Raw genomic sequence first — 21,588 nt, 5'->3', positions numbered from 1 at the left:
ATTCAGGCAAGGTGAAGCTCAGCCGGAACACGGCCCGCCGCTGGACCGTTGACCCGCCGATGCAACTCCCCTCTCCGATCCGGCCTTCCCCGCCCCGCACCCTCATTTCCGGCCCCTGGGCCTTCGTTGGCGCGATCGTCGGGGGTCTCGCCGCCGGGGCCGGGGCCGCGCACCTCATCTATACCCAGGGTCACAAATACGGGGTCGAACTGAGGCCCCGCCGGCCCGAACCGACGCCGCCCCGGCCGCCGACGCCGGAAGATTGCGAGGCCCGCGAGCCCGGTCGCGGGCGCATGGCCGAACGGCCCCATCAGATCCCGCACAAGGGCTGGACCGACATCGCCTGGCGTGTCGGCGGCTCCTATTTCGGCGACCGCGTCGGATTCGTTTCGGGCGGGGTGACCTTTTTCATCCTGCTGTCGCTGTTCCCGGCGCTGGCGGCGTTCGTCACCATCTACGGCCTGTTCGCCGATCCGAACGACGCATCGGGGCGGATCGCCTTCCTCTATTCGGTGCTGCCCTCGAACGTCGCCCAGTTCATCAATGCCGAGCTGACGCGACTGGCGGCGGGCTCGACCGGCCAGCTGACCTTCACCCTGGTCTGGACCCTGGCCCTGTCGCTGTGGACGGCCAACAACGGCATCAAGACATTGTTCTACGGGCTCAATGTCGCCTACCACGAGGTCGAGCGGCGCAATATCGTCCAGTATAATCTGCTGGGGTTCGCCTTCACCCTGACGGGGCTGGCGGCGGTGCTGATGACCGCGGCCCTGGTCGTGGGCGTGCCGATCGCGCTGGGGGTCTTCGGCCTGGCGGACGAGTGGGAGAGACTGGCCCCCCTGCGCTGGCCGTTACTGTTCCTCGGCTACGTCGGGGCTCTGACGGTCATCTATCGCTTCGGCCCCTGCCGCCAGCGGGCCCGCTGGCGCTGGCTGACGCCAGGGGCGCTCTTCGCGGCGACCCTCAGCGTGATCGTGTCCTTCATCTTCAGCTGGTATCTGACGAACTTCGTGCGGCTGGACTCCTACGGTCCGCTGGCGACCGCCATGGGCTTCCTGCTGTGGACCTGGATTTCCGTTCAGGTGATTCTGATGGGCGCCGAGGTGAACGCCGAGATCGAGCACCAGACCGCCATCGACACCACCACCGGCTCGCCTGCGGCGATCGGAGAGCGCGGCGCGGTCATGGCCGACAGTATCGGTCCGCGTCGCGGCAGCCCCGCCGCCCTGACCTTCACCCTGAAGTACGCAGAGGCCCTGGCCGACCGCCTGTCGCGGCGGCGAAGCCGCCCGCGCCTCTGAGCGGAGTCGCAAAATCGGTCGGTTCGCCTTATCTCTCTGTCTATGAGCAACAACTTTCGCCCGACCACCCTCGAACGCGCCTACGAACTCGCCCGCAGCGGCGAGTGCCGCACAGTCGGCGACATCAAGACCCGCCTTCAGCAGGAGGGGCACGAGCGTGTCCAGGATCGCCTGTATGGCGGCTCGCTGACGTCCGCCCTGCGCAAGCTCTGCGTCGCCCATTACATCGCCCCGGAGGGAGGGGAGGAAGCGCCCGCGTCGGCTGATCCCGACCTCGAAGATGACGAGGAGGACGGCCCGGTTCCGGCCTGACGAATCGCCGAATCAAGACTCAGGTTGTGCACAGGGCGTTTTGCGTCCATATGAGCGCCGTCGATCTCTCTGCGTAACGCCCCTCTCTCTTTGCGAACGCACCGAGTTTCTGGCCGATCCCATTCAGACCCGACAGGCTTCAGGCGCTCTTGCCTGATGCAAACTGCTAACGGAGGTCCTTAAAATGGCTACCGGCACTGTCAAATGGTACAACTCCACTAAAGGCTACGGCTTCATCGAGCCCTCGGACGGCGGCAAGGACGTGTTCGTGCACGTTTCGGCCGTTGAAGGCGCAGGCATGAACGGCCTGAACGAAGGCCAGAAGGTCTCGTACGAAGTCGAACGCGACCGTCGCACCGGCAAGGAATCTGCTGGTCAGCTGAAGGCCGCTGAATAGTCCTTCACGGATTTTTCAAGTGACCAGAGCTTGATCGGCTGAGGAGAAATCGCTTCGCGATTTTACTGATGCCGTCGATCAAGCTCCAGAGTTTAGCGAGAGCATGATTCACGCTCTCGCCAAATCCGCTACGCGGATTTGTCTCAAACGATCATGCTGGAGCGGGGTCGGGGCGAAAGCCCCGGCCCCGTTTTCGTATCCGCGACCCGGCGTGCGCTTGCTCCATCCCGCCGTGGCGCGTAATCGCGCTGACGATGTTCGGCCTCGCCAATCCCGCCCGCTTCATGAGTTTCACCCGGCCGCTGACGCCGGTGCTCTGGGCGATCGCGGCCGTTCTGCTGCTGGTTGGCGTCTGGCTGAGCTTCGCGGCGCCCGGCGACTATCAGCAGGGCGACACCGTTCGGATCATGTTCGTGCATGTGCCGGCCTCAACGCTCGGCCTCGGCGCCTATGCGGCGCTCGGCGTTTCCAGCTTCTTCGCCCTGGTGTTCCGCCATCCGCTGGCCGACGCCGCCGCCCGCGCCGCCGCCCTGCCGGGCGCGGCCTTCACGGCGCTCGCCCTGATCACCGGTTCCCTGTGGGGCCAGCCGATGTGGGGAACCTGGTGGGTCTGGGATGCTCGCCTTACCTCGGTGCTGGTGCTGTTCCTCTTCTACCTCGGATACATGGCCCTCAGAGCCTCGATCGACGACGAACAGAAGGCCGCCCGCGCGGCCGCCGTCCTCGGTCTCGTCGGCCTGATCAACCTGCCGATCGTCAAGTTCTCGGTCGACTGGTGGAACACCCTGCATCAGCCGGCCTCGCTGCTGCGCGCGGGCGGATCGAGCCTCGACCCTGTCTTCCTCGCCCCGCTGCTGATCATGATGGCGGCTTATGGGGCCCTGTTCCTGGCCATCTGGCTGACCGCGATCCGCACCGAGATCACCCGCCGTCGGGTTCAGACCCTGCGCGCCCGACAGGCGTTGGAAGCATGAGGGAGCCAGCCTGATGCCAGATCTCGACATGAGCCCCTACGCCGCCTTCGTCTGGCCCGCCTGGGGCATCAGCGCCCTGGTGCTCGGCGCCGTCATCGCCGGGACCGTCTCGGCTTCGCGCAAATGGAAGGCCGAGCTGAAACGGCTTGAGGACGACGGCGAAGCCGTGGCTCAAGGGGCGCAAAGCGCGATAGGCGACCAAAAATGAGCCGATGGTTTTCGATTGTGCCGCTGGTCGTCCTCGCCTCGCTGGCGGCCCTGTTCATCGGCTGGTCGCTGAAGCGTGATCCCGCGTTCAAGCCGGACGCCCTGGTCGGCCAGACGGCGCCCGAGACCGTCCTGCCCATCCTTCAGGACGGCGTGGCCGGGCCCCAGAACGTCGACATCCGCACGGCCGGCGTCGGCAAGCCGATGATCGTCAACGTCTTCGCCAGCTGGTGCGCCCCCTGCCGCCTCGAGCATCCGCGCCTGCTGGCCCTGGAGGCGCAGGGGATCGCCATCGTCGGAGTCGCCTACAAGGACGAGCCCGAGGCGACCCAGGCCTTCCTCGACGAACTGGGCGACCCCTTCGCCATGGTCCTGGTCGACCGGGAAGGCCGCGCCGGCCTCGACCTCGGCGTTTCAGGCGTTCCGGAAAGCTTCGCCGTCGACGCCATGGGCCGCATCGTCGCCAAATCCTCCGGCCCTTTGCTGACCGACGAGGATGTCGAGCGCCTGACCTCGGCGCTGGTCGCCCCGTCCCGGCCGCTGCCGACGGCGACGACGCTCGATGAAGCGCAAGAGCGGCGCGACGCCGCGAACTAGACTAGGCGCCGCTGGACAGTCTCGCCTTCACGGATTCGGCGAACAGACGCCCGCCGTCCGGAGCCTGGGCCAGATAGAAGTCGGGTTCGACCAGTTCCGCCTCCATCAGGACCCACCCCGCAGGGGACTCGACCATGTCGATGCGGGCGTACAGCAGGGGCTCTTCGATCGCGGCCAGCACTCGCTCGGCCAGGGCGACGGCCCCGGCGGGCGGCTCGGCGACATATACATAGCTGCCGCCGTACTGCACCTGGACACGGAAATCACCCGCTGTGGCGCGCTTCATGACCGCATGGCTGAACCGTCCGCCGAAGAACAGCAGGGACAGCTCCCCGTTGGCCACCAGTTCGGGCAGGAAGGGCTGGATCATCGCCGCTGCGTCGGGGGCGTCGGTCAGGGTCTCGCCGCGGGAGACCTTCACCGTCTTCCATGCCCCGCCGGAGACGGTCGGTTTCACGACGAGGGTGTCGGTTCCGAACCGGCCGAAGGCGGCGTCAACCTCGGCTTGCGTGACTTGATCGCTCCAGGCCGTGGGCGGGATCGGGATCCCTGCGGTCTCCAGCCGACGCAGATAGGATTTGTCGGAGTTCCATCCCAGCACCGAGGCAGGATTGGCGATCCGCACCCCGGCCTTGCCCCACAGGGTCGTCGCCGCCAGCCAGTCGGCGTGCCGCTCATAGTAGCCCCAGGTCAGGACGCCGAGCACCAGCGGATAGCCGGTCAGGTCCGAGGCGTCCTCGACATGGTCGGTCCAAGCGGTCGGGACAGCGCTCACATCGGCCATCGCCAGGGCGGTCGACAGCCGCTCAAGCACGACGGGCCAGTGGCTCTTGTAGGCCGGGTCGTCGGCGGCGGGCGTCAGGATGGCGATTTGGGTCAGGGCGCGGTCTCCAGCGAGGAACAATCGCCGCCCAGGGCCTGCGATCCTTGCGCTGCCCGATAGCCCAATTCGCGGTTGCCCGAAGTGGAAATCAGATAGGTCAGGGTGCGGCCTGCCTCGGCGCCCGCCTCGACGACCCAGGCCTCGATCGGACCGTCGGAGGTGCGAACCGTCTCCGATCCGACGACCCGCACGGAGAAGGTCCCGAACCCCTTGTCGTACTGCCAGTAGGGCAGGGAGAACGTCGCGCCCTCGGCCAGCGGCAGGGCGGCGAAGGTCTGGCCGAACAGATTGCCCTCCCAGACCGGCCTGGTCAGGGGGACGTCGATCGGGGTGGAGACGCCGCCTTCGATCCTCACGCCTGTGATCCGGTCGGGCCCATAGGCCAGGCGCACATGGACCTGACCCTGGCGGGTGTTGATCAGGGAGATCGGCCGCAGGCTCGCGGCCTCCAGCAGAAACTCGTCTCGCATGTCGAAAGCGCCGCCATTGACCGACTGATGCACGACCACCCGCAGCACGGGATCGCCTTCGACGGTGTCGCGCTCGATCGTCTGCCAAGTCACGCCAATAGGCCGCGAGTCGCCGTCGCGGATCATGCTCAGGGTGAAGCATTTTCGCTCCTCGCTGATCCGCCCGCCATCCGGGACGACCATCGGCGCGGCGATCTGAAGGGCGAGGGCGGCGAGCAGGCTGAGCATGGCGATCTCCCGGAATGCGGCAGCGATCTTGCGAACCGCCCGTCGGGCGGCAAGTGAAGCTTCGGTAATCCGCCTCTGGCGCGTGACGATCCGGCCCGCTATGGGGCGCGCCATGACCCAGAACACCGCCACCTATGATGTCTGCGCCGTCGGCAACGCCATCGTCGACGTCCTGTCGCCGTGCGACGACGCCTTCCTGACCGCCCAGTCCCTGACACCCGGCTCGATGCAGCTGGTCGACGAGAGCCAGAGCGCGGCCCTGTACGCCGCCATGGCGGCGGGCGTGGAGGCCTCGGGCGGCTCGGCGGGCAATACGGTCGCGGGCATCGGTTCGTTCGGCGGCCGTGCGGCCTATGTCGGCAAGGTCGCGCCGGACACCCTGGGCGGCGTCTTCAGCCACGACATCCGCGCCTCGGGCGTCCACTTCGACACCCCCGTTCTGGACGGCGGCGCCGGCACCGGCCGCTGCCTGATCAACGTCACCCCGGACGGCCAGCGCACCATGTGCACCTTCCTGGGCGCGGCGAACCAGCTCGGGGTCGAGGACATTGATGCCGAGCTGATCGGGTCCAGCGCCATCATCTATCTGGAAGGCTATCTGTTCGACCCGGCCCCGGCCCGCGCCGCCTTCGAGGCCGCCGCCGCCGCCGCCCACAAGGCAGGCCGCAAGGTCGCCATCACCCTGTCGGACACTTTCGTCGTCGCCCGCTGGCGCGCCGAACTGCTGGCCTTCATCGAGACCTCGGCCGACATCGTCCTGGCCAACGAAGGCGAACTGGCGGCCCTGTTCGAGACGGATGACTTCGACGCCGCCGCCGCGAAACTGGCCTCGATGGTCGAGATCGCCGCCGTCACCCGCGGCGAGCACGGCTCGGTGATCCTCTCGGGCGACGAGCGGGTCTCGATCGCCGCCTATCCGGTGGCCAGGGTCCAGGACACCACGGGCGCCGGCGACCAGTACGCCGCCGGCTTCCTGCTGGGCGTCGCGCGCGGCCTGACGTTGGAACAGTCGGGCCAGCTCGGCTCGCTGGCCGCCTCGGAGGTGATCGCCCACTGGGGTCCGCGTCCGATGGTCAAGCTGGCCGATCTGGCCGCCGAGAACGGCCTGACGCTGACCGTCTAGTTCGCTGAGGGTTCCGCATCAAAGGCCTTGCGCCAGGCGCGCAGGCCTTCGTCGTCGACCAGATTCGCGACCGGAACGGTGGCGTCGATCGACAGCCCTGACGCGACGTAGCGACCATAGGTCACGAACCACTCACCCTCGCGGCCCGACAGGGCGTCGAGGAAGGGGATGGGTCCGCAACTGGTGAAGGTGGTGTGGCGGATGGTGATCCGCCCGGCCGGCAGATCGCCCTTTAGCGCCAGCGACGGGACGAGCATGGCGCTGAACCCGTTGCCCCCGGCCAGTTCGATGCGCTCGAAGGCGCTGGCCTCGGACAGGAAGATCACGTCGGACCGGGCCCAAAGCTCGGCCTGACGATTTCTGACACGCTCTGCAGCGGCGTCCGGAGAGGCGTCAGCCAGTGGCGAACAGGCCAGAGCCGGCGCGGCAACTGCGGTCAAGGCGACGGCGAAAACCCATATGGCGAGGCGGTTTGCGGTCATCGAGATCCTCCACCTTCGGGCTAGCGTTTCAATGTGACGTAAATCGCGCCGTCGCCGCCGTGGCGCCGGTGGGCCATGGCGAAGCCGGAGACGATTCCGCGCAGGGCGTGACCCTGGAGCCATTCGTGGATCGAGGCGCGGATGACGCCGCCGCCCCCTCCTTGCGAAAGACGGCGTCCCTGACCCGTGACGACGAGTACGGCGCGGAGGCCGCGCGCCCGGGACTGGGTGAGGAAGGCGCGCAGCTGGTCCTCGGCCTCGAACCGGCCAAAGCCGTGCAGGTCGATGGAGGCCTCGATCGGATCGCGCTCGCGCGACAGCCGGCGCTGGCGGCGGGGTTCCAGCTCCTCGGGCACGGACCGGGGCGCAGTCGTGGGCGCAGGCGTGGGCTTCGGGGCCGGAGCGGCGCCCCGGATTTTCGTTGACGTCTTCGGCTTGCCCAGATCGGGCAAGCGGGGCGCGGCCTTGATCGTCTCGGGCTTTAGCGGCTCGTCGGGCAGGATGGCGCCCGGCGTCACGCGTGCGGCCTTTCGGGTCTTCGGAGGCGTGACGGAGCCGGAGACCCGGGCCCAGATGCGGCGGTCCTCGGTCGTCAGGTCGGGAGGCGGTCGCCGCGCCACGGGATCAGGCGTCTTCGCCGTCGGCGTCCGGCTCCGGCGGACCGGGCTCAAAGACCAGCAGGTCGCCCGGCTGGCAGTCCAGTTCGCGGCACAGGGCGTAGAGGGTCGAGAACCGGACGGCCCGCGCCTTGCCGGTCTTCAGGATAGACAGATTGGCCAGGGTCACCCCCACGCGATCCGCCAGCTCGGTCAGCGACATGCGCCGCTCGACCAGGATTTTGTCCAGTTGAACCCGTATCGCCATTCTAGTGGCCCTTCGGGGCGCTACCGCTCGCCCCCCGGTCCGATCTTCGATCGGCCGGAGGACAGGCTAAGCGGTCGCTCGCTGCTTGAGCGCGCCGGCCGGCTCTGGCGGTCATATGGTCAACTCGGATTCCCGGCGCAGACGCGCGCCTTCCTTGAACACCTCGGCCAGGACGAAGACGACCAGGACCGAGAACACCGGGGTCAAGAGCTCGCCGACGCCCTGCGAATCCATCACGCCGGGCGCCAGGCGGGCGGCGACGAGCCCCTGGATCGACCAGACGCCGCCGGTGACGATGGCGAGGATCAGGCCGATCTGGCGCAGGCGGCGCACGTTCTCGGGGCGGAACGGATCCCCCACGGTCAGGGTGCGGAAGATCATCCGCAGATTTCTCAGAATCAGCAGGAACCCGCCGAAATAGGCGGTCAGGGCCCCCACGCCGAACAGTAGCAGGGGCCGGGTCAGCGGCTGCTGGCGGCCGCCGGATTCGTTGGAGACGGTGATGTTCAGATTGGCCAGTGGAATGAAGATCGAGGCCAGGAAGACCAGGAGCAGCACCGCGGTGATGACCATCAGAAGCACATAGGCCACGTCCAGCGCGATCTTCAGCAGGCTGGAAACAGAGCTGGGGCCCAGGGTCTTGAACGGCGCGCGGATGCCTCTGGGCATCTTCGGCAGGCGCAGCTCAGGCCGTGTGAGGGGCATCGACAGCTCGGAAAGGACACTGGACCGGAAATCTTGGCCGCGAGGACCGCGTGGGGTTCGGGAACACCCCTACGCGGTCTTATACATCGCGATCTTCTTCAACGGCGAAGCCTTCTTTTGTGTTGCTATCGCTCGGCTCGTGGAGCCTCGCTGCTTGAGCAACGAACGGGGGGTCTCTTCTCTTCGACGGTCGCTCAAGCAATGAGCCACCGCTTAGCCTGTCCTCCGGCCGATCGAAGATCGGACCGGGGAGCGAACGTTAGCGACCCAAGTTAGAAAGACTGCACCAGGATGGCGACCAGGGCGGTCGGCAGGGCGGCGAGCAGGGCGGCATTGATCAGCACCGCGCCGACCTTGTCCATCATCAGCGAGGCGTTCATCGTGTTCATCGTTCTATCCTTCGATCCTGAGGCGGGTCATTAATGCCCGCTTCTGTGCGCCACGGGGTTCGGATTTGCCCTTTTGGGTCTTTCCGGGGAACGTGTGGCCGCCGTTCTTGAGATCATAGATAGGCCGTGCGTACCGAGCAGTCACGTTACATATCGTTTAACGATATTAAACTTAGGCAATGAAATGTTTCAAGAGCGTGATCACGTATGAAGTTGAAGCTTATCAGAGGGATGCGGCTCGTGGCCGCCACTCACAACGCCGGAAAGGCGCGGGAAATCGACGCGCTTCTGGACGGACATTACACGGTGGTTACCGCCGGGGAGTTGAATCTGCCCGAACCAGCAGAAACCGAGACCACTTTTGTCGGCAACGCCATGCTGAAGGCGCGTCATGCCGCCCAGTTTTCGGGCGAAGTCAGCCTGGCCGACGATTCCGGCCTGTCAGTCGCGGCTCTGGACGGCGCCCCCGGCATCTTTTCGGCCCGCTGGGGCGGGCCGGAGCGGGACTTCGCCTCCGCCATGCGAAAGATCGAGACGCGGCTGGAGGAGCTGAGCGCGACGGATCGGTCCGCCTGGTTCACCTCGGCTCTGGCGGTGGCCTGGCCCGACGGCCCCTGTGTGGTGGTCGAGGGGCGGGTCGACGGGGTCGTCACCTTCCCGCCACGCGGCGAGCACGGCTTCGGCTACGATCCTCTGTTCATTCCGGATGGCCATGACCTGACCTTCGGCGAGATGATGCCGGAGCTGAAGGACAGCCTCAGCCACCGCACCCGCGCCTTCGAGATGCTGAAGGCGGCCCTGATTGACTGAGCCTCGCCCCGGCGCCGCCGCGCCGAAATCGGGGAATGGGGCCATCGCCGTCTACGTCCACTGGCCCTACTGCGCCCGTATCTGCCCCTATTGCGACTTCAACGTCGTACGTGACCGGGGCTGGCGCGAGGAACAGGCTGTGCTGGTCGAGGCCATCCTGTGCGATCTGGAGGCCCAGGCGGCGATGTTGAGACCGCGCCCGCTGGCCTCGATCTTCTTTGGAGGCGGCACCCCGTCGCTGATGCAGGTGGAGGACGTGGCGCGGGTTATCGAGCGAGCGCGGACGCTGTTCCCCGGCGGCGGGGTGGAGATCACGCTCGAGGCCAACCCCACCGACGCCGAAGCCGCCCATTTCGCCGCGCTGAGACAGGCGGGGGTTAATCGCCTGTCGCTGGGGGTCCAGTCGCTGGACGACGCGGCCCTGAAATTCCTCGGCCGCAACCACTCCGCCGACGAGGCGCGCCGGGCCATCGCCGTCGCCGCCGGCGTCTTCGGCCGGCTGTCGATCGACCTCATCTACGCCCTTCCGGGCCAGACGGTCGCCGCCTGGAACGCCGCCATGGCCGAGGCGCTGGCCATGGGGTTCGAGCACGTCTCCCCCTACCAATTGACCATCGCCGAGGGCACCGCCTTCGCCCGCGCGACCGAGCGGGGCTCGCTCGTGCCGCCCGACGAGGACACAGCCGCTGACCTCTACGAAGCCACCCAGACGGTCCTCGGGGTCGCCGGGTTCGAAGCCTATGAAGTGTCCAACCACGCCCGGGATGCCGCGGCCCGCTCCGCCCACAACCTGCATGTCTGGCGCGGCGGCGACTACGTCGGCGTCGGCCCCGGCGCCCACGGGCGGCTGACGCTGCAAGGCATCCGCACCGCCACGGTCGCCCACCGCCGCATCGCCACCTATGTCGAGGGCGTCGCCGCCGGAACGCCCTGGTCCGACCAGGACGTGCTGGACCCCCGCGCCGCCGCCGAGGAGCGTCTGTTGCTGGGGCTGCGCACCGTCGAGGGGGTCGCCCTGGCCGATCTGGCGGCGCTGGGACTGTCGCCTGCGGCCGATCCGGTCGCGGACCTGATCACCGACGGCTTCCTCGCGTCCGCCGACGGCCGCATCGCCGCGACCGCTCGGGGCCGCCCCGTCCTCGACGCTGTGCTGAAGGCGCTGCTCACCTGACCTTCGCTCAGGCTGCGGATTGTGGCACGGTCGGGCGATGAGCGAGCCTACCCCCTTTCCCCCGACCGCGCCGCCGCCCCGCCCCGTGTCGCCAGGGCTCTATCTGGTCGCCACCCCGATCGGGAACCTCAGGGACATGACGCTGAGGGCGCTTGACGTTCTCGCCGCCGCGGATCTGGTCCTGGCCGAGGACACCCGCGTCACCGGTAAATTGCTCGGCGCCTACGGGCTGAAGGCGAAGCTTGAACGCTGCGACGACCACGCCTCAGCCCATGCCGCCGAACTGGCCATCGAGCGGGTGCGCAACGGTCAGGTTGTGGCCCTGGTTTCCGACGCGGGCACGCCGGTGATCTCGGACCCCGGCTTCGTCGTCGCCCGCGCCTTCATCGCCGCCGGCCTGCCGGTTCATCCGATCCCCGGCGCCTCCAGCCTGCTGGCCGCCCTGTGCATCGCCGGCCAGCCGTCCGACCGGTTCCTGTTCGCCGGCTTCCTGCCGCCCAAGTCCGCCGCGCGGAAGACGGCGCTCGCCGAGGTCAAGGCGGCGCGCCAGACCCTGGTCTTCTTCGAGAGCGGCCCGCGTCTGGCCGCCAGCCTCGCCGACATGGCCGAGGTGCTGGGTCCGCGCCCCGCCGCAGTCACCCGCGAACTGACCAAACTCTATGAGGAGGCCGTGCGCGGCACCCTTGCCGAGCTCGCCGTCGACCCGCGCTGCGACAGCCCCAAGGGCGAGATCGTCATCGTCATCGGCCCCGGTGAGGTCAAGACCGCCAGCGCCGCCGATGCGGACGCGGCCCTGACCGAAGCCCTCGCGCGCCTGGCCCCCGGAGAGGCGGCGTCCGAGGTGTCCCGCGCCCTCGACCTCCCAAGAAAGGCCCTCTACCGCCGGGCGCTGGAGCTTCAGGGCAAGGGATGAGGCCGTCGAAGGTCCGCGCCGCGCTTCCCGCCAGGCCGAAAGCGGCATGGCGTCAGGCCCTGGGCGGGCAGGCGTTTCGCGAGGGTCACGGCGCCGAATGGCTGGCCGCCGCCTTCCTGATGCTGAAGGGCTATCAGGTGCTGGGTTTCCGTCTGAAGACCAAAGGCGTGGAGATCGACATTCTCGCCCGACAGGGGAAGACCGCCGTTGTGGTCGAGGTTAAACGCCGCGCCACGATCGAGGCCGCCCTGAACGCCGTGGATCCCCGACAGCTAGAGCGACTGCGTGCCGCCGGCGCCGCACTTTTGCGCCAAAGGCCCAGCTTGGCCGGTCTTGCGTTGCGGATCGATACCGTAGCGCTGGCGCCAGGACGAGTTCCGCGCCATCGTCGCAATCTATAGTTCCACCGGGGGGTGGGAACGGGTCGTCGGGGGACGGGGCTGTGACGCGCGAAGAGGCGGAAGTCGCACTGGAAGAGGCCGGTCGGGCCGACGACGACGCGTTCCCGCTGCTGGACGCGGCGATCGCCTGCGCCCTGCATGACTATCCGTTCCGAGACTCCTCGCCGGCCCGCGTCCTCGCAGACGCCGCCGCCGAACGGCTGGCCGAGCGCATCGGCGGCGAGAGCCCCGACGACGCTCTTGCCGAGACCATGGCCTCAGATCTGAGGTTGAACGGCGACCTGCTGCGCTATGCCGATCCGGCCAATACCGATGTGCTTGACGTCGCGGAGCGGAGGCGGGGGCTGTCGGCGGCGCTGGCCGTCTTCTACCTCGACGCCGCCCGCCGCGCGGGCGTGAAGGCCCAGGGCGTCGACTTTCCCAACCATTTCCTGCTGCGGGTCGAGACCCCCTCCGGTCCTGTCGCGCTGGATCCGTTCAGCCAGGGCCGCGTCGTCATGCCGTCGGAGCTGACCCGCCGCGCCCTGCGCGCCGGCCTGACGCCGCACGTCGCCGACCGTCTGGACGTGCTGATGGCCCCGGTCAGCGACCGTGAGTGCCTGATCCGGCTGCAGAACGTCCTGTTTAGCCGCGCCATCAAGGTGGGGGACTATCTCTGCGCCGAACGGTCGGCCGTCCGCCGCGCCCTCCTGGATCCCGAGGATTACCGGCCGTGGCTGGATGTCGCGGCGGCGCGCGAGAAACAGGGCGCCCTGACCGGAGCCCTCGAAGCCCTGCGTCGCGCCCGCGCCGTGGCGGGGCAGGACGATGAGATGCATCAGATGGCCGCCGACCGGCTGCGGATGCGGCTAAACTGACGCTTCTGCTTGGAACCGTCGCGCTTCGTACTACTTGAAAACTAGGCGCGAACGCGCTCAAGCAGCGAGGCGCCCCAACCTTCAAAGAGGGGCCGAGCGATAGCGCACCAAGGAAGTCCCTCTCCATGCTCAAAGTCGCCATCCAGATGGACCCGATCGAGGCGGTCAACATCGCCTCGGACACGACCTTCTTCCTGGCCATGGAGGCGCAGCAGCGCGGTCATCCGCTTTGGGTCTATGACTTCCGCACCCTGGCGCTGGAGGACGGCGCCCTGTTCTGTCGCGCGCGTCCAGCGGTGATCCGTCAGGTACATGGCGACCATGTCACCCTCGGCGACGAGGTGAAGCTCGATCTCGGCAAGGACGTCGACGTCATCCTCATGCGCCAGGATCCGCCCTTCGACATGGCCTATGTCACGGCCACCTATCTGCTGGAGACGGTCCATCCGCGCACCCTGGTGGTCAATGACCCTGCCGAGGTCCGGTCCGCGCCGGAGAAGCTGTTCGCCACCCGGTTCGAGGGTGTCCAGCCGCCGACCCTGATCTCGTCAGATCCCGTCGCCCTGGTCGATTTCCACGAGCGTCACGGCGATGTGGTGCTGAAGCCACTGCATGGCGCGGCGGGCTCGGGCGTCGTTCGCCTCAAGGCCGAGGATCCGAACCTGGAGGCCCTGATCGAAATCCATATGGCCGGATCGCGCGATCCGCTGGTGATCCAGAAATTCATCCCCGCCGTGTCCAGGGGCGACAAGCGCATCATCCTGATCGACGGCGAGCCGGTCGGCGCCATCAACCGCGTCCCGGCCGAGGGTCAGGTGCGGTCCAACCTGCGCGTCGGCGGCACGGCGGCGCCGGTCGAGCTGACGGCTCGCGACCTGGAGATCTGCGCCATCATCGGCCCGGAACTGAAGGCGCGCGGCCTGCTGTTCGTCGGCATCGACGTGATCGGCGACTACCTGACCGAGATCAACGTTACCTCGCCGACGGGCGCCGTGCAGCTTAAGGAATTCACCGGCATCGACGCCGCCGCAATCCTGTGGGACGTGATCGAGGCGAAACACGTTCCGAGCGCATAACGGCGCTCTTGCAATCTGAACAGGTTCATGGTTCGTTCTCCTCGCGCTCAAGCAGCGCGGCGCGCGCTAGCGCGGCAAGGAGAGCATCATGCTGGCCAGTATCGCGACGGTGGCGTTCGAGGGGGTCGAGGCGCGGCGCGTCGCCGTCGAGGTGCAGTTGGTCGGCAACGACGGCCCGACCATCTTCTCAATCGTCGGTCTGCCGGACAAGGCGGTGGCCGAAAGCCGGGAGCGGGTGCGCGGCGCCTTCGCAGGCATCGGCCTGGCCCTTCCGGCCAAGCGGATCATCGCCAACCTGGCCCCCGCCGACCTACCCAAGGAGGGCAGCCATTTCGACCTGCCGATAGCGCTTGCTCTGCTGGCCGCCCTGGGGGTGATCCAGCCGGACGCGCTGGACGGCTGGGCGGCGCTGGGCGAACTGGGGCTGGACGGCCGCATCCAGCCGGTGGGCGGAACCCTGCCCGCCGCTGTCGCGGTCGCCTCCATGGGGCTTGGCCTGATCTGTCCGGAGGCGAATGGGCCCGAGGCCGCTTGGGCCGGCGACGTCCGAATCCTCGCGCCGCGGTCGCTGATCGGCCTGATCAATCACTTCAAGGGTACGACCGTGTTGCGCGCGCCGGAGCCGGGGCCGGTGAAGATCGGCGCGAGCGCCGCCGACCTGCGCGACGTCAAGGGACAGGAGAGCGCCAAGCGGGCGCTGGAAGTGGCCGCTGCCGGGGGGCACAACATCCTGTTCGTGGGCCCGCCGGGCTCGGGCAAGTCGATGATGGCCCAGCGTTTGCCCGGCCTGCTGCCGCCGCTGACGCCGCAGGAACTGCTGGAGACCTCCATGGTCTGGTCGGTCGCCGGACTGATCGAGCGGGGCGCCCTGACGCGCGACCGGCCGTTCCGTTCGCCCCACCATTCCGCCTCCATGGCCGCCCTGACCGGCGGGGGCTTGCGCGCCAAGCCGGGCGAGGCGTCCCTGGCGCACAACGGCGTCCTGTTCCTGGACGAACTGCCCGAATATTCGGCCCAGGCGCTCGACAGTCTGCGGGCACCGCTGGAAACGGGCGAGATCGTGGTGGCGCGGGCCAACGCCCATGTGCGCTATCCGGCGCGGTTTCAGCTTGTCGCGGCCATGAACCCCTGCCGCTGCGGCATGGGCGGGGCGGGCAAGGGGGCGTGCGGCAAGGCCCCGCGCTGCCAGCGCGACTACCAGAACCGCATCTCCGGCCCGATGTTCGACCGCATCGACCTGACGGTGGAGACCCCGCCCGTGACCGCCGCCGACATGGCCCTGCCGAGCCCGGCCGAGGGCACGGCCGAGGCCGCCGCCCGCGTCGCCGTCGCCCGCGCCATGCAGGAAGAGCGGGTGAGCGAGGCTGGCCTCGACCCGCTTCAGGCGCTCAACGCCCGTTCGTCCGGCGATGTACTGGAACGGTTCGCCACGCCGGACGAGGCGGGGCGGGCTCTGCTGATGCGGGCCGGGGAGGCCGGGGGACTGACGGCGCGCGGCTGGACCCGGACCCTGCGTCTGGCCCGCACCATCGCCGACCTGGAGGGGTCGACCGGGGTGTTGCGCCGCCACATCGCCGAGGCCCTGATCTATCGCCGCACCACCGTCGGCGCCCAGGACCAGTTCGAACGGCAGCAGGACGTCCGGGCCAGTCTCCCGGCCTGGTAGCCTTCAGCACGCAGTTGAAGCGGCCTTAACGCCTGATCCTGCATGATCCTCCCGAAACGGAGAGCGGCATGACGCGACGGAAGACGGAGCAGGCGGGCGAAACCGGGCAGGCGATCCGCGCGGGCGGCGCCGATCCCTTCCTCCGGCTCATGAGCCACGAGATGCGCACGCCCCTGAACGGCGTCATCGGCATGATCGGCCTCCTGACCCGCACCCGGCTGGACGGGGCGCAGCGCGCCTATGCCGAGGCCGCGCGCGATTCCGCCGAACACCTGCTCGGCCTCGTCAACGACCTGCTCGACTACGCCCGGCTCGAGGCCGGGAAACTGGAATTCGATCCCGCGCCCGTCGAGCTGGAGGGTCTGGTGCGCGGCGTCGCCGAACTGCTCAGCCCCCGCGCCCACGACAAGGGGCTTGAGATTGTCTGGTCGGTCTCGCCCGACGCCCCCGATGTCCTCGCCGACCAGGGCCGTCTGCGTCAGGTCCTCTTCAATCTCGCGGGCAATGCGGTGAAGTTCACCGACGCCGGCGGCGTCCATATCTCGGTTGAACGCGCCGGGGGTTCCGATCATAGGCCGCGGCTGGCCTTCATCATCGACGACACCGGCCCCGGCGTGCCGGTCGAGGCCCGTGCCCGCATCTTCGAGGAGTTCGGCCACGTCGATGCCTCCGACGCCACCCGCCACGGCGGGGCCGGTCTGGGTCTCGCGGTGGTGCAGAAACTGGCCACGGCCATGGGCGGGGTGGTGCGGGTCCAGGATGCGCCGGGCGGCAAGACCGCTGACGGCTCCCGCTTCGTGTTCGAGGCCGCCTTCGCCGTCGCTCCGGGCGCCACACCCCGCGCCCGGCCCCTGACCGATCGGGCGGTCGCCGTCCGCACCCCCGACACTTTCGTCCGCGCCGCCGCAGAGGCCCAGATCACCGCGTCGGGCGGCTCGGTCTGGCCCGCCGGCGATCTGGCGCCCGTCACCCTCGTCGACCACGCCGAAGCTGCCGTATCGGGCCTGTCGCTGGCAGCCTTGCCCGAGGGCGGACGCGGCGTGATTCTGCTGAAGCCGTCGGAACGCGAGTTGATCGCCCGCTACAGGTCGGTCGGTTTCCACGGCTATCTGATCAAACCCCTGCGCCGGGCTTCGCTGGTCGAACGGGTGCTGGCCGCCGCCACGGCTGGAGAAACCGTCGGCGTCCCGCGCGGCCTGCCACCCGAGGACGACCGGGTTGTTCCCATCCGTTTCGCCGGCACCCGCATCCTGCTGGTCGAGGACAATCCGGTCGGCGCTCTCCTCGCCCGCACCCTTCTACGCCGCGAGGGTTGCGTGGTCGAAACCGCCGCAACGGGGGACGAGGCCCTCGCCGCCATGAAACGGGCCCGCTACGATCTCGTCTTCATGGACATGCGCATGCCCGGCATGGACGGCCCGGCCGCGACCCGGGCCATCCGAGCCGGCGGCGACCGCACCCCTATCGTCGCCCTGACCGCAAACGCCTTCGCCGAAGACCGTCAGGCCTGCCTCGCGGCGGGCATGAATGACCACCTCGTCAAGCCGCTGGAGATGGAGGCCCTGCGCGCTGCCCTGGCCCGCTGGACGAGCGGCGACATCCGCGCCAAGGTCGGCGTCGCATAGGGCGAACCGGCGATCAGATCGGAGACCCTTCGAGACAGAGGCTCCGTTCCATGACCGCTCCCGCCGCGCCCCCCACTGCGCCGACAGAGATCGACCTGAAGCCCAAGGGCCTGGCCGTTCTGAAGGTCGCCTTCCGCGAGCGGCGCACCCTGGCCATGCTGCTGCTGGGCTTCTCCGCCGGCCTGCCGTTCGCCATGCTGATCGGCACGCTGAACGCCTGGCTGACCGAGGAGAAGATCCCGGTCGCCACAATCGGCATCCTCTCCTGGATCGGCCTGTTCGGCGCCTTCCGCTTCCTGTGGTCCCCGGCCGTCAGCTGGACGCCGCCCGGCCTCGGCAAGCGGCTCGGCCGCCGCCGTAGCTGGCTCCTGGTGCTTCAGGTGATCATCGCCATCGCCCTGGGCCTCGTCGCCCTGTCGCATCCGAGCGCAGGCGTGCTGGGCCCGCTGGCCCTGGGCGCCGCGCTCGGCGCCTTCGCCTTCGCCACCCAGGATATCGTCATCGACGCCTGGCGGATCGAGGTGGCAGACGAGAAGACGCCCATCGACCTGCTCTCGACCGTCTATCAACTCGGCTATCGCACGGCCGCCCTCGTCGGCGGTGCAGGGTCCTTGCTGATGTCCGTGGTCATCGGCTGGCCCGGCGTCTTTATCACCGCCGCCCTGCTGATGGGGCTTGGCATCATCGGCACCCTGATCGCGCCCGAGCCCGTCCCGTCGTCCCGGACGGCGGTCGCGCGCGAGCGGCGCGGGTCGCCGCGTCTGCGGCTGATCGTGCTGGTCGCCACCCTGGCCGCCTGGGGCTGGGCCGCCTTCATGCTGGTCCGGTTCATGGTCATCGCCCTGACCACCTCGCCAGCGCCGAGCGCCGGGACCTTCACCAGCTCGTGGGGCCCCTGGATCGTGGGGGCCACCGTTGTTCTGCCGGCTGCTCTCGCGGGCGTGATCGTGTGGAAGGGCCGCGCCGCGACCGCCGCCGAGGCCACGGCGGCGCCGAAGCTGGCCGACACTCTCTATGATGCCATCCTGGCCCCGCTGGTCGAGCTGATGGGCCGTCTGGGCTGGGGCGCGGTGATTGTACTGGGACTGATCCTGACCTACCGCATCACCGACGGCGTCTGGGGTCCGTTCGCCTTCCCCTTCTACATGGGGGACACGGGCGGGGCGCTGGGTCACACGGCCGCCGAGGTCGCCCTGGCGTCCAAGACCTTCGGCGTCATCATGACCATCGTCGGCATTGGGCTCGGCGGCTGGGCGTTGCTGGTCATCGGCCGGATGTGGAGCCTGCTGCTCGGCGCCATCCTGTCGGCGGCCACCAACCTCCTGATGATGGACCTGGCGCTCGGCGCCCCAAGCATCGGGCCCTTCATGTCGGCGACCGGCCTCTATTCCGTGTTCGGATCGATCGGCGTGGGCGAGCCCCTGTCACGTCTGATGCTGGCCATCGCGGGCGAGAACATCGCCGGCGGCTTCGCGGGCGCAGCCTTCGTTGCCTATCTGTCGGCCCTGTCGAACAAGACCTTCGGCGCGGTCCAGTTCGCCGTCTTCATCTCTCTGGCCCTGCTCATCGGCACGCTCGGGCGCGGCGCGCTCGGTGAGCTCATCGATGCCCAGGGCTATGCGCCGATGTTCGTCATCGCCGCCTGGATGGGGGTGATCGCCATCGTCTTCGTCCTGATCGAATGGGTCCGGCTGGGGTTCGAGGCCCGCAAGCTGGCCCGGACCGGAGCCTCGACGGTCTGATCAGACCGTCGGCGGCACCGCCGTCATCGACCGTTCGGCCGCGGCGCTCGGGTGCGGCGTGGCGTCCTCGTCCTCGGGCTCGAACTCGACGCTGACGCCCTGCTCGTAGGCGGCGAAGGTGGCGGCGGTGATGATCTCCGAGACCTGGGCGCCGAGCGAGACGATCTGCACCGACTTCTCCAGACCCACCAGCAGCGGACCGATCACTGTCGCCCCGCCCAGGGCCTGGATGAGCTGGGTCGAGATGGCGGCCGAATGCAGGGCCGGCATGACCAGCACATTGGCCTCGCGGCTCAACCGCATGAACGGATAGTTGGTCCGCAGGTCCGGATCGAGCGCCAGTTCCGGCGGCATCTCACCCTCGTACTCGAAATCGACGCCCTTGTTGTCGAGGATGCGGATGGCCTCTCGCACCTTCTCGCCGCGCTCTCCGGGCGGGTTGCCGAAGGTGGAATAGCTCAGGAAGGCCACGCGCGGCATGCGACCCAGTTTTTTCACCGTCGCGGCGGCCTGGATGGCGATATCGGCCAGTTCCTCGGCCGAGGGCAGTTCGTGGATGGAGGTGTCGGCGACGAAGATGGTGCGGCCCTTGGCCAGGACGATCGACAGGCCTATCAGGCTGTCGCCCTCGACGTCCAGCACGCGCCGGACCTCCTTCAGCACCATGTTGAAGTTGCGGGTCGTGCCCGTGACCATAGCGTCCGCCTGGCCGCGCGCCAGCATGGCGGCTGCGAAATAGTTGCGGTCCTGGTTAATCATGCGCTGCACGTCGCGGCGCAGGTAACCGCGTCGTTGCAGCTTTTCGTACAGGAAGTCGGTGTACTCGACGTTGCGCTCCGAAACCCGGGCGTTGACGATCTCGATACCCATGGCGTCGAAGTCGAGGCCCGCCTCGGCGGCGTTCCTGCGGACCAGATCCTCGCGCCCGATCAGGATCGGAGTACCAAGCTCGGCCTGTTTGAAGGCCCAGGCGGCGCGGATGACGGTCGATTCCTCGCCCTCGGCGAATACCACGCGCTTGTTCGGCGCGGCGCGCACGGCGGACGAGATCTTTTGCATCAGGGCGGCGGACGGATCGACCCGTCCGCGCAGCCGGGCGCGATAGTCGTCCATGTCGTCGATGCTGACGCGCGAGACGCCGGTGTCCATCGCCGCCTGAGCGACGAAGGGCGGGATGTACCAGATCAGGCGCGGATCGAACGGCGTCGGGATGATGTAGTCGGGGCCGAACTTCAGCTTGCGACCGCGATAGGCCACGGCCACCTCGTCCGGCACGTCCTCGCGCGCCAGTTGGGCCAGGGCGTGGGCGCAGGCGATCTTCATCTCGTGATTGATGCGTCGGGCCCGGACGTCCAGGGCGCCGCGGAACAGATAGGGGAAGGCCAGGACGTTGTTGACCTGGTTCACATAGTCCGAGCGGCCGGTGGCGATGATGGCGTCCTTGCGCACGGCCAGCACTTCTTCAGGAGTGATCTCCGGATCCGGGTTGGCCATGGCGAAGATGATCGGGCGCGGGGCCATGGAGGCGACCATCTCGGGCGTGATCGCGCCCTTGGCCGACAGGCCCAGGACGACGTCGGCTCCCCGCATGGCTTCGGCCAGGGTGCGTTTGTCGGTGTCGATGGCGTGCACCGACTTCCACTGGTCCATGCCCTCGGTACGGCCGCGATAGATGACGCCGTGCAGGTCGACGACGGTGGCGTTCTCGGGCTTGACGCCCAGCGACTTCATCAGGCTCAGCGACGACAGTCCGGCTGCGCCCGCACCGACCAGGACCATCTTCACGTCCTCGAACTTGCGCCCGGTGACGTGGCAGGCGTTGATCAGGCCGGCGGTGGAGATGATGGCTGTGCCGTGCTGGTCGTCATGGAAGACGGGAATGTCCAGCAGGTCCTGCAGCTCGCTCTCGATGACGAAGCATTCCGGGGACTTGATGTCCTCCAGGTTGATGCCGCCCCAGCTGTCGCCGATGTTCTTGACGACGGTGATGAACTCGTCGGGATCGGTGGCCTTCACCTCGATGTCGAAGCTGTCGACGTCGGCGAAGCGTTTGAACAGGACAGCCTTGCCCTCCATCACCGGCTTGGACGCCAGGTGGCCGAGGTTTCCCATGCCCAGGATGGCCGTGCCGTTCGAGATGACGGCGACCAGATTGCCCTTTGAGGTGTAGTCGTAGGCCTTGTCCGGATCCTCGGCGATGGCGCGCACCGGCACGGCGACGCCGGGCGAATAGGCCAGGGACAGGTCGCGCTGGGTCGCCATGGGCTTGGTCGGTGCCATGGAGATCTTGCCAGGGTGCGGCAGACGATGGAAATCGAGCGCTTCTTCGTCGGAGAAGGTCTGCTTGTCGGTCTGGTCGGGCATTTGGGTCTCTGACGGTTGGGCCCGTCCGGTC

General features: G+C 68.4%; 23 protein-coding genes. 16 read left to right on the top strand and 7 right to left on the bottom strand.

The window, feature by feature from the left end; translation table 11 throughout:
• The first annotated feature begins 59 nt into the window (after positions 1-59).
• From ACP7AZ_RS14980 to ACP7AZ_RS14955, 6 genes are all read left to right on the top strand, one after another.
• Positions 60-1,301 carry a YihY/virulence factor BrkB family protein gene (locus ACP7AZ_RS14980; RefSeq protein ID WP_426039437.1) on the top strand — a complete coding sequence of 414 codons (1,242 nt, stop codon included), beginning with the start codon at positions 60-62 and terminating at the stop codon, positions 1,299-1,301.
• 42 nt (positions 1,302-1,343) lie between these two features.
• The gene (locus ACP7AZ_RS14975; protein ID WP_426039436.1) at positions 1,344-1,613 is read left to right on the top strand and encodes a hypothetical protein; all 270 of its coding nucleotides are present in this window, start codon (positions 1,344-1,346) and stop codon (positions 1,611-1,613) included.
• A 184-nt stretch (positions 1,614-1,797) separates the two neighbouring features.
• Positions 1,798-2,010 (top strand): cold-shock protein, encoded by a 213-nt coding sequence (locus tag ACP7AZ_RS14970; RefSeq protein ID WP_298158945.1) that lies wholly within the window; start codon positions 1,798-1,800, stop codon positions 2,008-2,010.
• Between the two features lie 254 nt (positions 2,011-2,264).
• Positions 2,265-2,984, top strand: coding sequence for a heme ABC transporter permease (locus ACP7AZ_RS14965; RefSeq protein WP_426039435.1), 720 nt, complete (start codon positions 2,265-2,267; stop codon positions 2,982-2,984).
• Between the two features lie 13 nt (positions 2,985-2,997).
• Positions 2,998-3,192 (top strand): heme exporter protein CcmD, encoded by a 195-nt coding sequence (gene ccmD / locus ACP7AZ_RS14960; RefSeq protein ID WP_426039434.1) that lies wholly within the window; start codon positions 2,998-3,000, stop codon positions 3,190-3,192.
• Positions 3,189-3,788, top strand: a complete 600-nt coding sequence (locus ACP7AZ_RS14955) for a DsbE family thiol:disulfide interchange protein (protein ID WP_426039433.1) — start codon at positions 3,189-3,191, stop codon at positions 3,786-3,788. The genes ccmD and ACP7AZ_RS14955 overlap by 4 nt, the downstream gene beginning before the upstream one ends.
• 1 nt (position 3,789) lies before the next feature.
• Here ACP7AZ_RS14955 and ACP7AZ_RS14950 read toward each other — a convergent pair whose 3' ends face one another.
• Positions 3,790-4,692 carry an ATP-grasp domain-containing protein gene (locus ACP7AZ_RS14950; protein WP_426039432.1) on the bottom strand — a complete coding sequence of 301 codons (903 nt, stop codon included), beginning with the start codon at positions 4,690-4,692 and terminating at the stop codon, positions 3,790-3,792.
• Positions 4,665-5,483, bottom strand: coding sequence for a hypothetical protein (locus ACP7AZ_RS14945; RefSeq protein ID WP_426039431.1), 819 nt, complete (start codon positions 5,481-5,483; stop codon positions 4,665-4,667). The genes ACP7AZ_RS14950 and ACP7AZ_RS14945 overlap by 28 nt, the downstream gene beginning before the upstream one ends.
• Here ACP7AZ_RS14945 and ACP7AZ_RS14940 point away from each other — a divergent pair.
• Positions 5,482-6,492 carry an adenosine kinase gene (locus ACP7AZ_RS14940; RefSeq protein ID WP_426039430.1) on the top strand — a complete coding sequence of 337 codons (1,011 nt, stop codon included), beginning with the start codon at positions 5,482-5,484 and terminating at the stop codon, positions 6,490-6,492. The two genes, ACP7AZ_RS14945 and ACP7AZ_RS14940, sit on opposite strands and share 2 nt — an antisense overlap.
• Here ACP7AZ_RS14940 and ACP7AZ_RS14935 read toward each other — a convergent pair.
• From ACP7AZ_RS14935 to ACP7AZ_RS14920, 4 genes are all read right to left on the bottom strand, one after another.
• Positions 6,489-6,974, bottom strand: coding sequence for a hypothetical protein (locus ACP7AZ_RS14935; protein WP_426039429.1), 486 nt, complete (start codon positions 6,972-6,974; stop codon positions 6,489-6,491). The two genes, ACP7AZ_RS14940 and ACP7AZ_RS14935, sit on opposite strands and share 4 nt — an antisense overlap.
• A gap of 20 nt (positions 6,975-6,994) precedes the next feature.
• Positions 6,995-7,594 carry a Smr/MutS family protein gene (locus ACP7AZ_RS14930; RefSeq protein WP_426039428.1) on the bottom strand — a complete coding sequence of 200 codons (600 nt, stop codon included), beginning with the start codon at positions 7,592-7,594 and terminating at the stop codon, positions 6,995-6,997.
• 4 nt (positions 7,595-7,598) lie between these two features.
• Positions 7,599-7,838: a helix-turn-helix domain-containing protein gene (locus ACP7AZ_RS14925; RefSeq protein ID WP_303696232.1), complete on the bottom strand. Its 240-nt coding sequence runs from the start codon at positions 7,836-7,838 to the stop codon at positions 7,599-7,601.
• 111 nt (positions 7,839-7,949) lie between these two features.
• A complete protein-coding gene (locus ACP7AZ_RS14920; protein ID WP_426039427.1) occupies positions 7,950-8,543 on the bottom strand; it encodes a DUF2975 domain-containing protein in 594 nt (197 codons plus the stop codon).
• Between the two features lie 596 nt (positions 8,544-9,139).
• Between ACP7AZ_RS14920 and rdgB the strand changes: the two genes are divergently transcribed.
• The 9 genes from rdgB (at position 9,140) to ACP7AZ_RS14875 (ending at position 19,193) form a co-directional block, all read left to right on the top strand.
• Positions 9,140-9,742: an RdgB/HAM1 family non-canonical purine NTP pyrophosphatase gene (rdgB, locus tag ACP7AZ_RS14915; RefSeq protein WP_426039426.1), complete on the top strand. Its 603-nt coding sequence runs from the start codon at positions 9,140-9,142 to the stop codon at positions 9,740-9,742.
• Positions 9,735-10,913: a radical SAM family heme chaperone HemW gene (hemW, locus tag ACP7AZ_RS14910; RefSeq protein WP_426039425.1), complete on the top strand. Its 1,179-nt coding sequence runs from the start codon at positions 9,735-9,737 to the stop codon at positions 10,911-10,913. Before rdgB ends, hemW begins: the two co-directional genes overlap by 8 nt.
• A 37-nt stretch (positions 10,914-10,950) precedes the next feature.
• On the top strand, positions 10,951-11,826 hold the full coding sequence (gene rsmI / locus ACP7AZ_RS14905; protein WP_426039424.1) for a 16S rRNA (cytidine(1402)-2'-O)-methyltransferase: 876 nt from the start codon (positions 10,951-10,953) through the stop codon (positions 11,824-11,826).
• Complete coding sequence (locus ACP7AZ_RS14900; RefSeq protein ID WP_426039423.1) at positions 11,823-12,227, top strand: YraN family protein; 405 nt, start codon at positions 11,823-11,825, stop codon at positions 12,225-12,227. Before rsmI ends, ACP7AZ_RS14900 begins: the two co-directional genes overlap by 4 nt.
• A gap of 41 nt (positions 12,228-12,268) precedes the next feature.
• Positions 12,269-13,084, top strand: coding sequence for a SirB1 family protein (locus ACP7AZ_RS14895; protein ID WP_426039422.1), 816 nt, complete (start codon positions 12,269-12,271; stop codon positions 13,082-13,084).
• A 125-nt stretch (positions 13,085-13,209) separates the two neighbouring features.
• The gene (gshB, locus tag ACP7AZ_RS14890; protein WP_426039421.1) at positions 13,210-14,160 is read left to right on the top strand and encodes a glutathione synthase; all 951 of its coding nucleotides are present in this window, start codon (positions 13,210-13,212) and stop codon (positions 14,158-14,160) included.
• Between the two features lie 88 nt (positions 14,161-14,248).
• Positions 14,249-15,826 carry a YifB family Mg chelatase-like AAA ATPase gene (locus ACP7AZ_RS14885; protein ID WP_426039420.1) on the top strand — a complete coding sequence of 526 codons (1,578 nt, stop codon included), beginning with the start codon at positions 14,249-14,251 and terminating at the stop codon, positions 15,824-15,826.
• 68 nt (positions 15,827-15,894) lie between these two features.
• Entirely contained in the window at positions 15,895-17,451 is a 1,557-nt protein-coding gene (locus ACP7AZ_RS14880; RefSeq protein WP_426039419.1) for a response regulator, read from the top strand.
• Between the two features lie 50 nt (positions 17,452-17,501).
• Entirely contained in the window at positions 17,502-19,193 is a 1,692-nt protein-coding gene (locus ACP7AZ_RS14875) for an AmpG family muropeptide MFS transporter (RefSeq protein WP_426039418.1), read from the top strand.
• On the opposite strand, the gene ACP7AZ_RS14870 is transcribed toward ACP7AZ_RS14875, so the two are convergent.
• A complete protein-coding gene (locus tag ACP7AZ_RS14870) occupies positions 19,194-21,557 on the bottom strand; it encodes an NADP-dependent malic enzyme (protein WP_426039417.1) in 2,364 nt (787 codons plus the stop codon).
• Positions 21,558-21,588 lie beyond the last annotated feature (31 nt).

The sequence above is a fragment of the Brevundimonas sp. DC300-4 genome (genome assembly GCF_049897365.1).
In the GTDB taxonomy this organism is placed as follows: domain Bacteria; phylum Pseudomonadota; class Alphaproteobacteria; order Caulobacterales; family Caulobacteraceae; genus Brevundimonas.
Note: the sequence above shows the minus strand (reverse complement) of the source record. Positions and strands in the feature narration are given on the sequence as shown.

Bases quoted from the DNA above. Each gene is read 5' to 3' on its own strand.
- rsmI (WP_426039424.1), top strand. From the start codon at position 10,951: ATGAGCGAGCCTACCCCCTTTCCCCCGACCGCGCCGCCGCCCCGCCCC.
- ACP7AZ_RS14900 (WP_426039423.1), top strand. From the start codon at position 11,823: ATGAGGCCGTCGAAGGTCCGCGCCGCGCTTCCCGCCAGGCCGAAAGCG.
- ACP7AZ_RS14880 (WP_426039419.1), top strand. From the start codon at position 15,895: ATGACGCGACGGAAGACGGAGCAGGCGGGCGAAACCGGGCAGGCGATC.
- ccmD (WP_426039434.1), top strand. From the start codon at position 2,998: ATGCCAGATCTCGACATGAGCCCCTACGCCGCCTTCGTCTGGCCCGCC.
- ACP7AZ_RS14970 (WP_298158945.1), top strand. From the start codon at position 1,798: ATGGCTACCGGCACTGTCAAATGGTACAACTCCACTAAAGGCTACGGC.
- ACP7AZ_RS14870 (WP_426039417.1), bottom strand. From the start codon at position 21,557: ATGCCCGACCAGACCGACAAGCAGACCTTCTCCGACGAAGAAGCGCTC.
- gshB (WP_426039421.1), top strand. From the start codon at position 13,210: ATGCTCAAAGTCGCCATCCAGATGGACCCGATCGAGGCGGTCAACATC.
- ACP7AZ_RS14885 (WP_426039420.1), top strand. From the start codon at position 14,249: ATGCTGGCCAGTATCGCGACGGTGGCGTTCGAGGGGGTCGAGGCGCGG.
- rdgB (WP_426039426.1), top strand. From the start codon at position 9,140: ATGAAGTTGAAGCTTATCAGAGGGATGCGGCTCGTGGCCGCCACTCAC.
- ACP7AZ_RS14875 (WP_426039418.1), top strand. From the start codon at position 17,502: ATGACCGCTCCCGCCGCGCCCCCCACTGCGCCGACAGAGATCGACCTG.
- ACP7AZ_RS14980 (WP_426039437.1), top strand. From the start codon at position 60: ATGCAACTCCCCTCTCCGATCCGGCCTTCCCCGCCCCGCACCCTCATT.
- ACP7AZ_RS14965 (WP_426039435.1), top strand. From the start codon at position 2,265: ATGTTCGGCCTCGCCAATCCCGCCCGCTTCATGAGTTTCACCCGGCCG.
- ACP7AZ_RS14920 (WP_426039427.1), bottom strand. From the start codon at position 8,543: ATGCCCCTCACACGGCCTGAGCTGCGCCTGCCGAAGATGCCCAGAGGC.
- ACP7AZ_RS14925 (WP_303696232.1), bottom strand. From the start codon at position 7,838: ATGGCGATACGGGTTCAACTGGACAAAATCCTGGTCGAGCGGCGCATG.
- ACP7AZ_RS14975 (WP_426039436.1), top strand. From the start codon at position 1,344: ATGAGCAACAACTTTCGCCCGACCACCCTCGAACGCGCCTACGAACTC.
- ACP7AZ_RS14935 (WP_426039429.1), bottom strand. From the start codon at position 6,974: ATGACCGCAAACCGCCTCGCCATATGGGTTTTCGCCGTCGCCTTGACC.
- ACP7AZ_RS14945 (WP_426039431.1), bottom strand. From the start codon at position 5,483: ATGGCGCGCCCCATAGCGGGCCGGATCGTCACGCGCCAGAGGCGGATT.
- ACP7AZ_RS14940 (WP_426039430.1), top strand. From the start codon at position 5,482: ATGACCCAGAACACCGCCACCTATGATGTCTGCGCCGTCGGCAACGCC.
- ACP7AZ_RS14955 (WP_426039433.1), top strand. From the start codon at position 3,189: ATGAGCCGATGGTTTTCGATTGTGCCGCTGGTCGTCCTCGCCTCGCTG.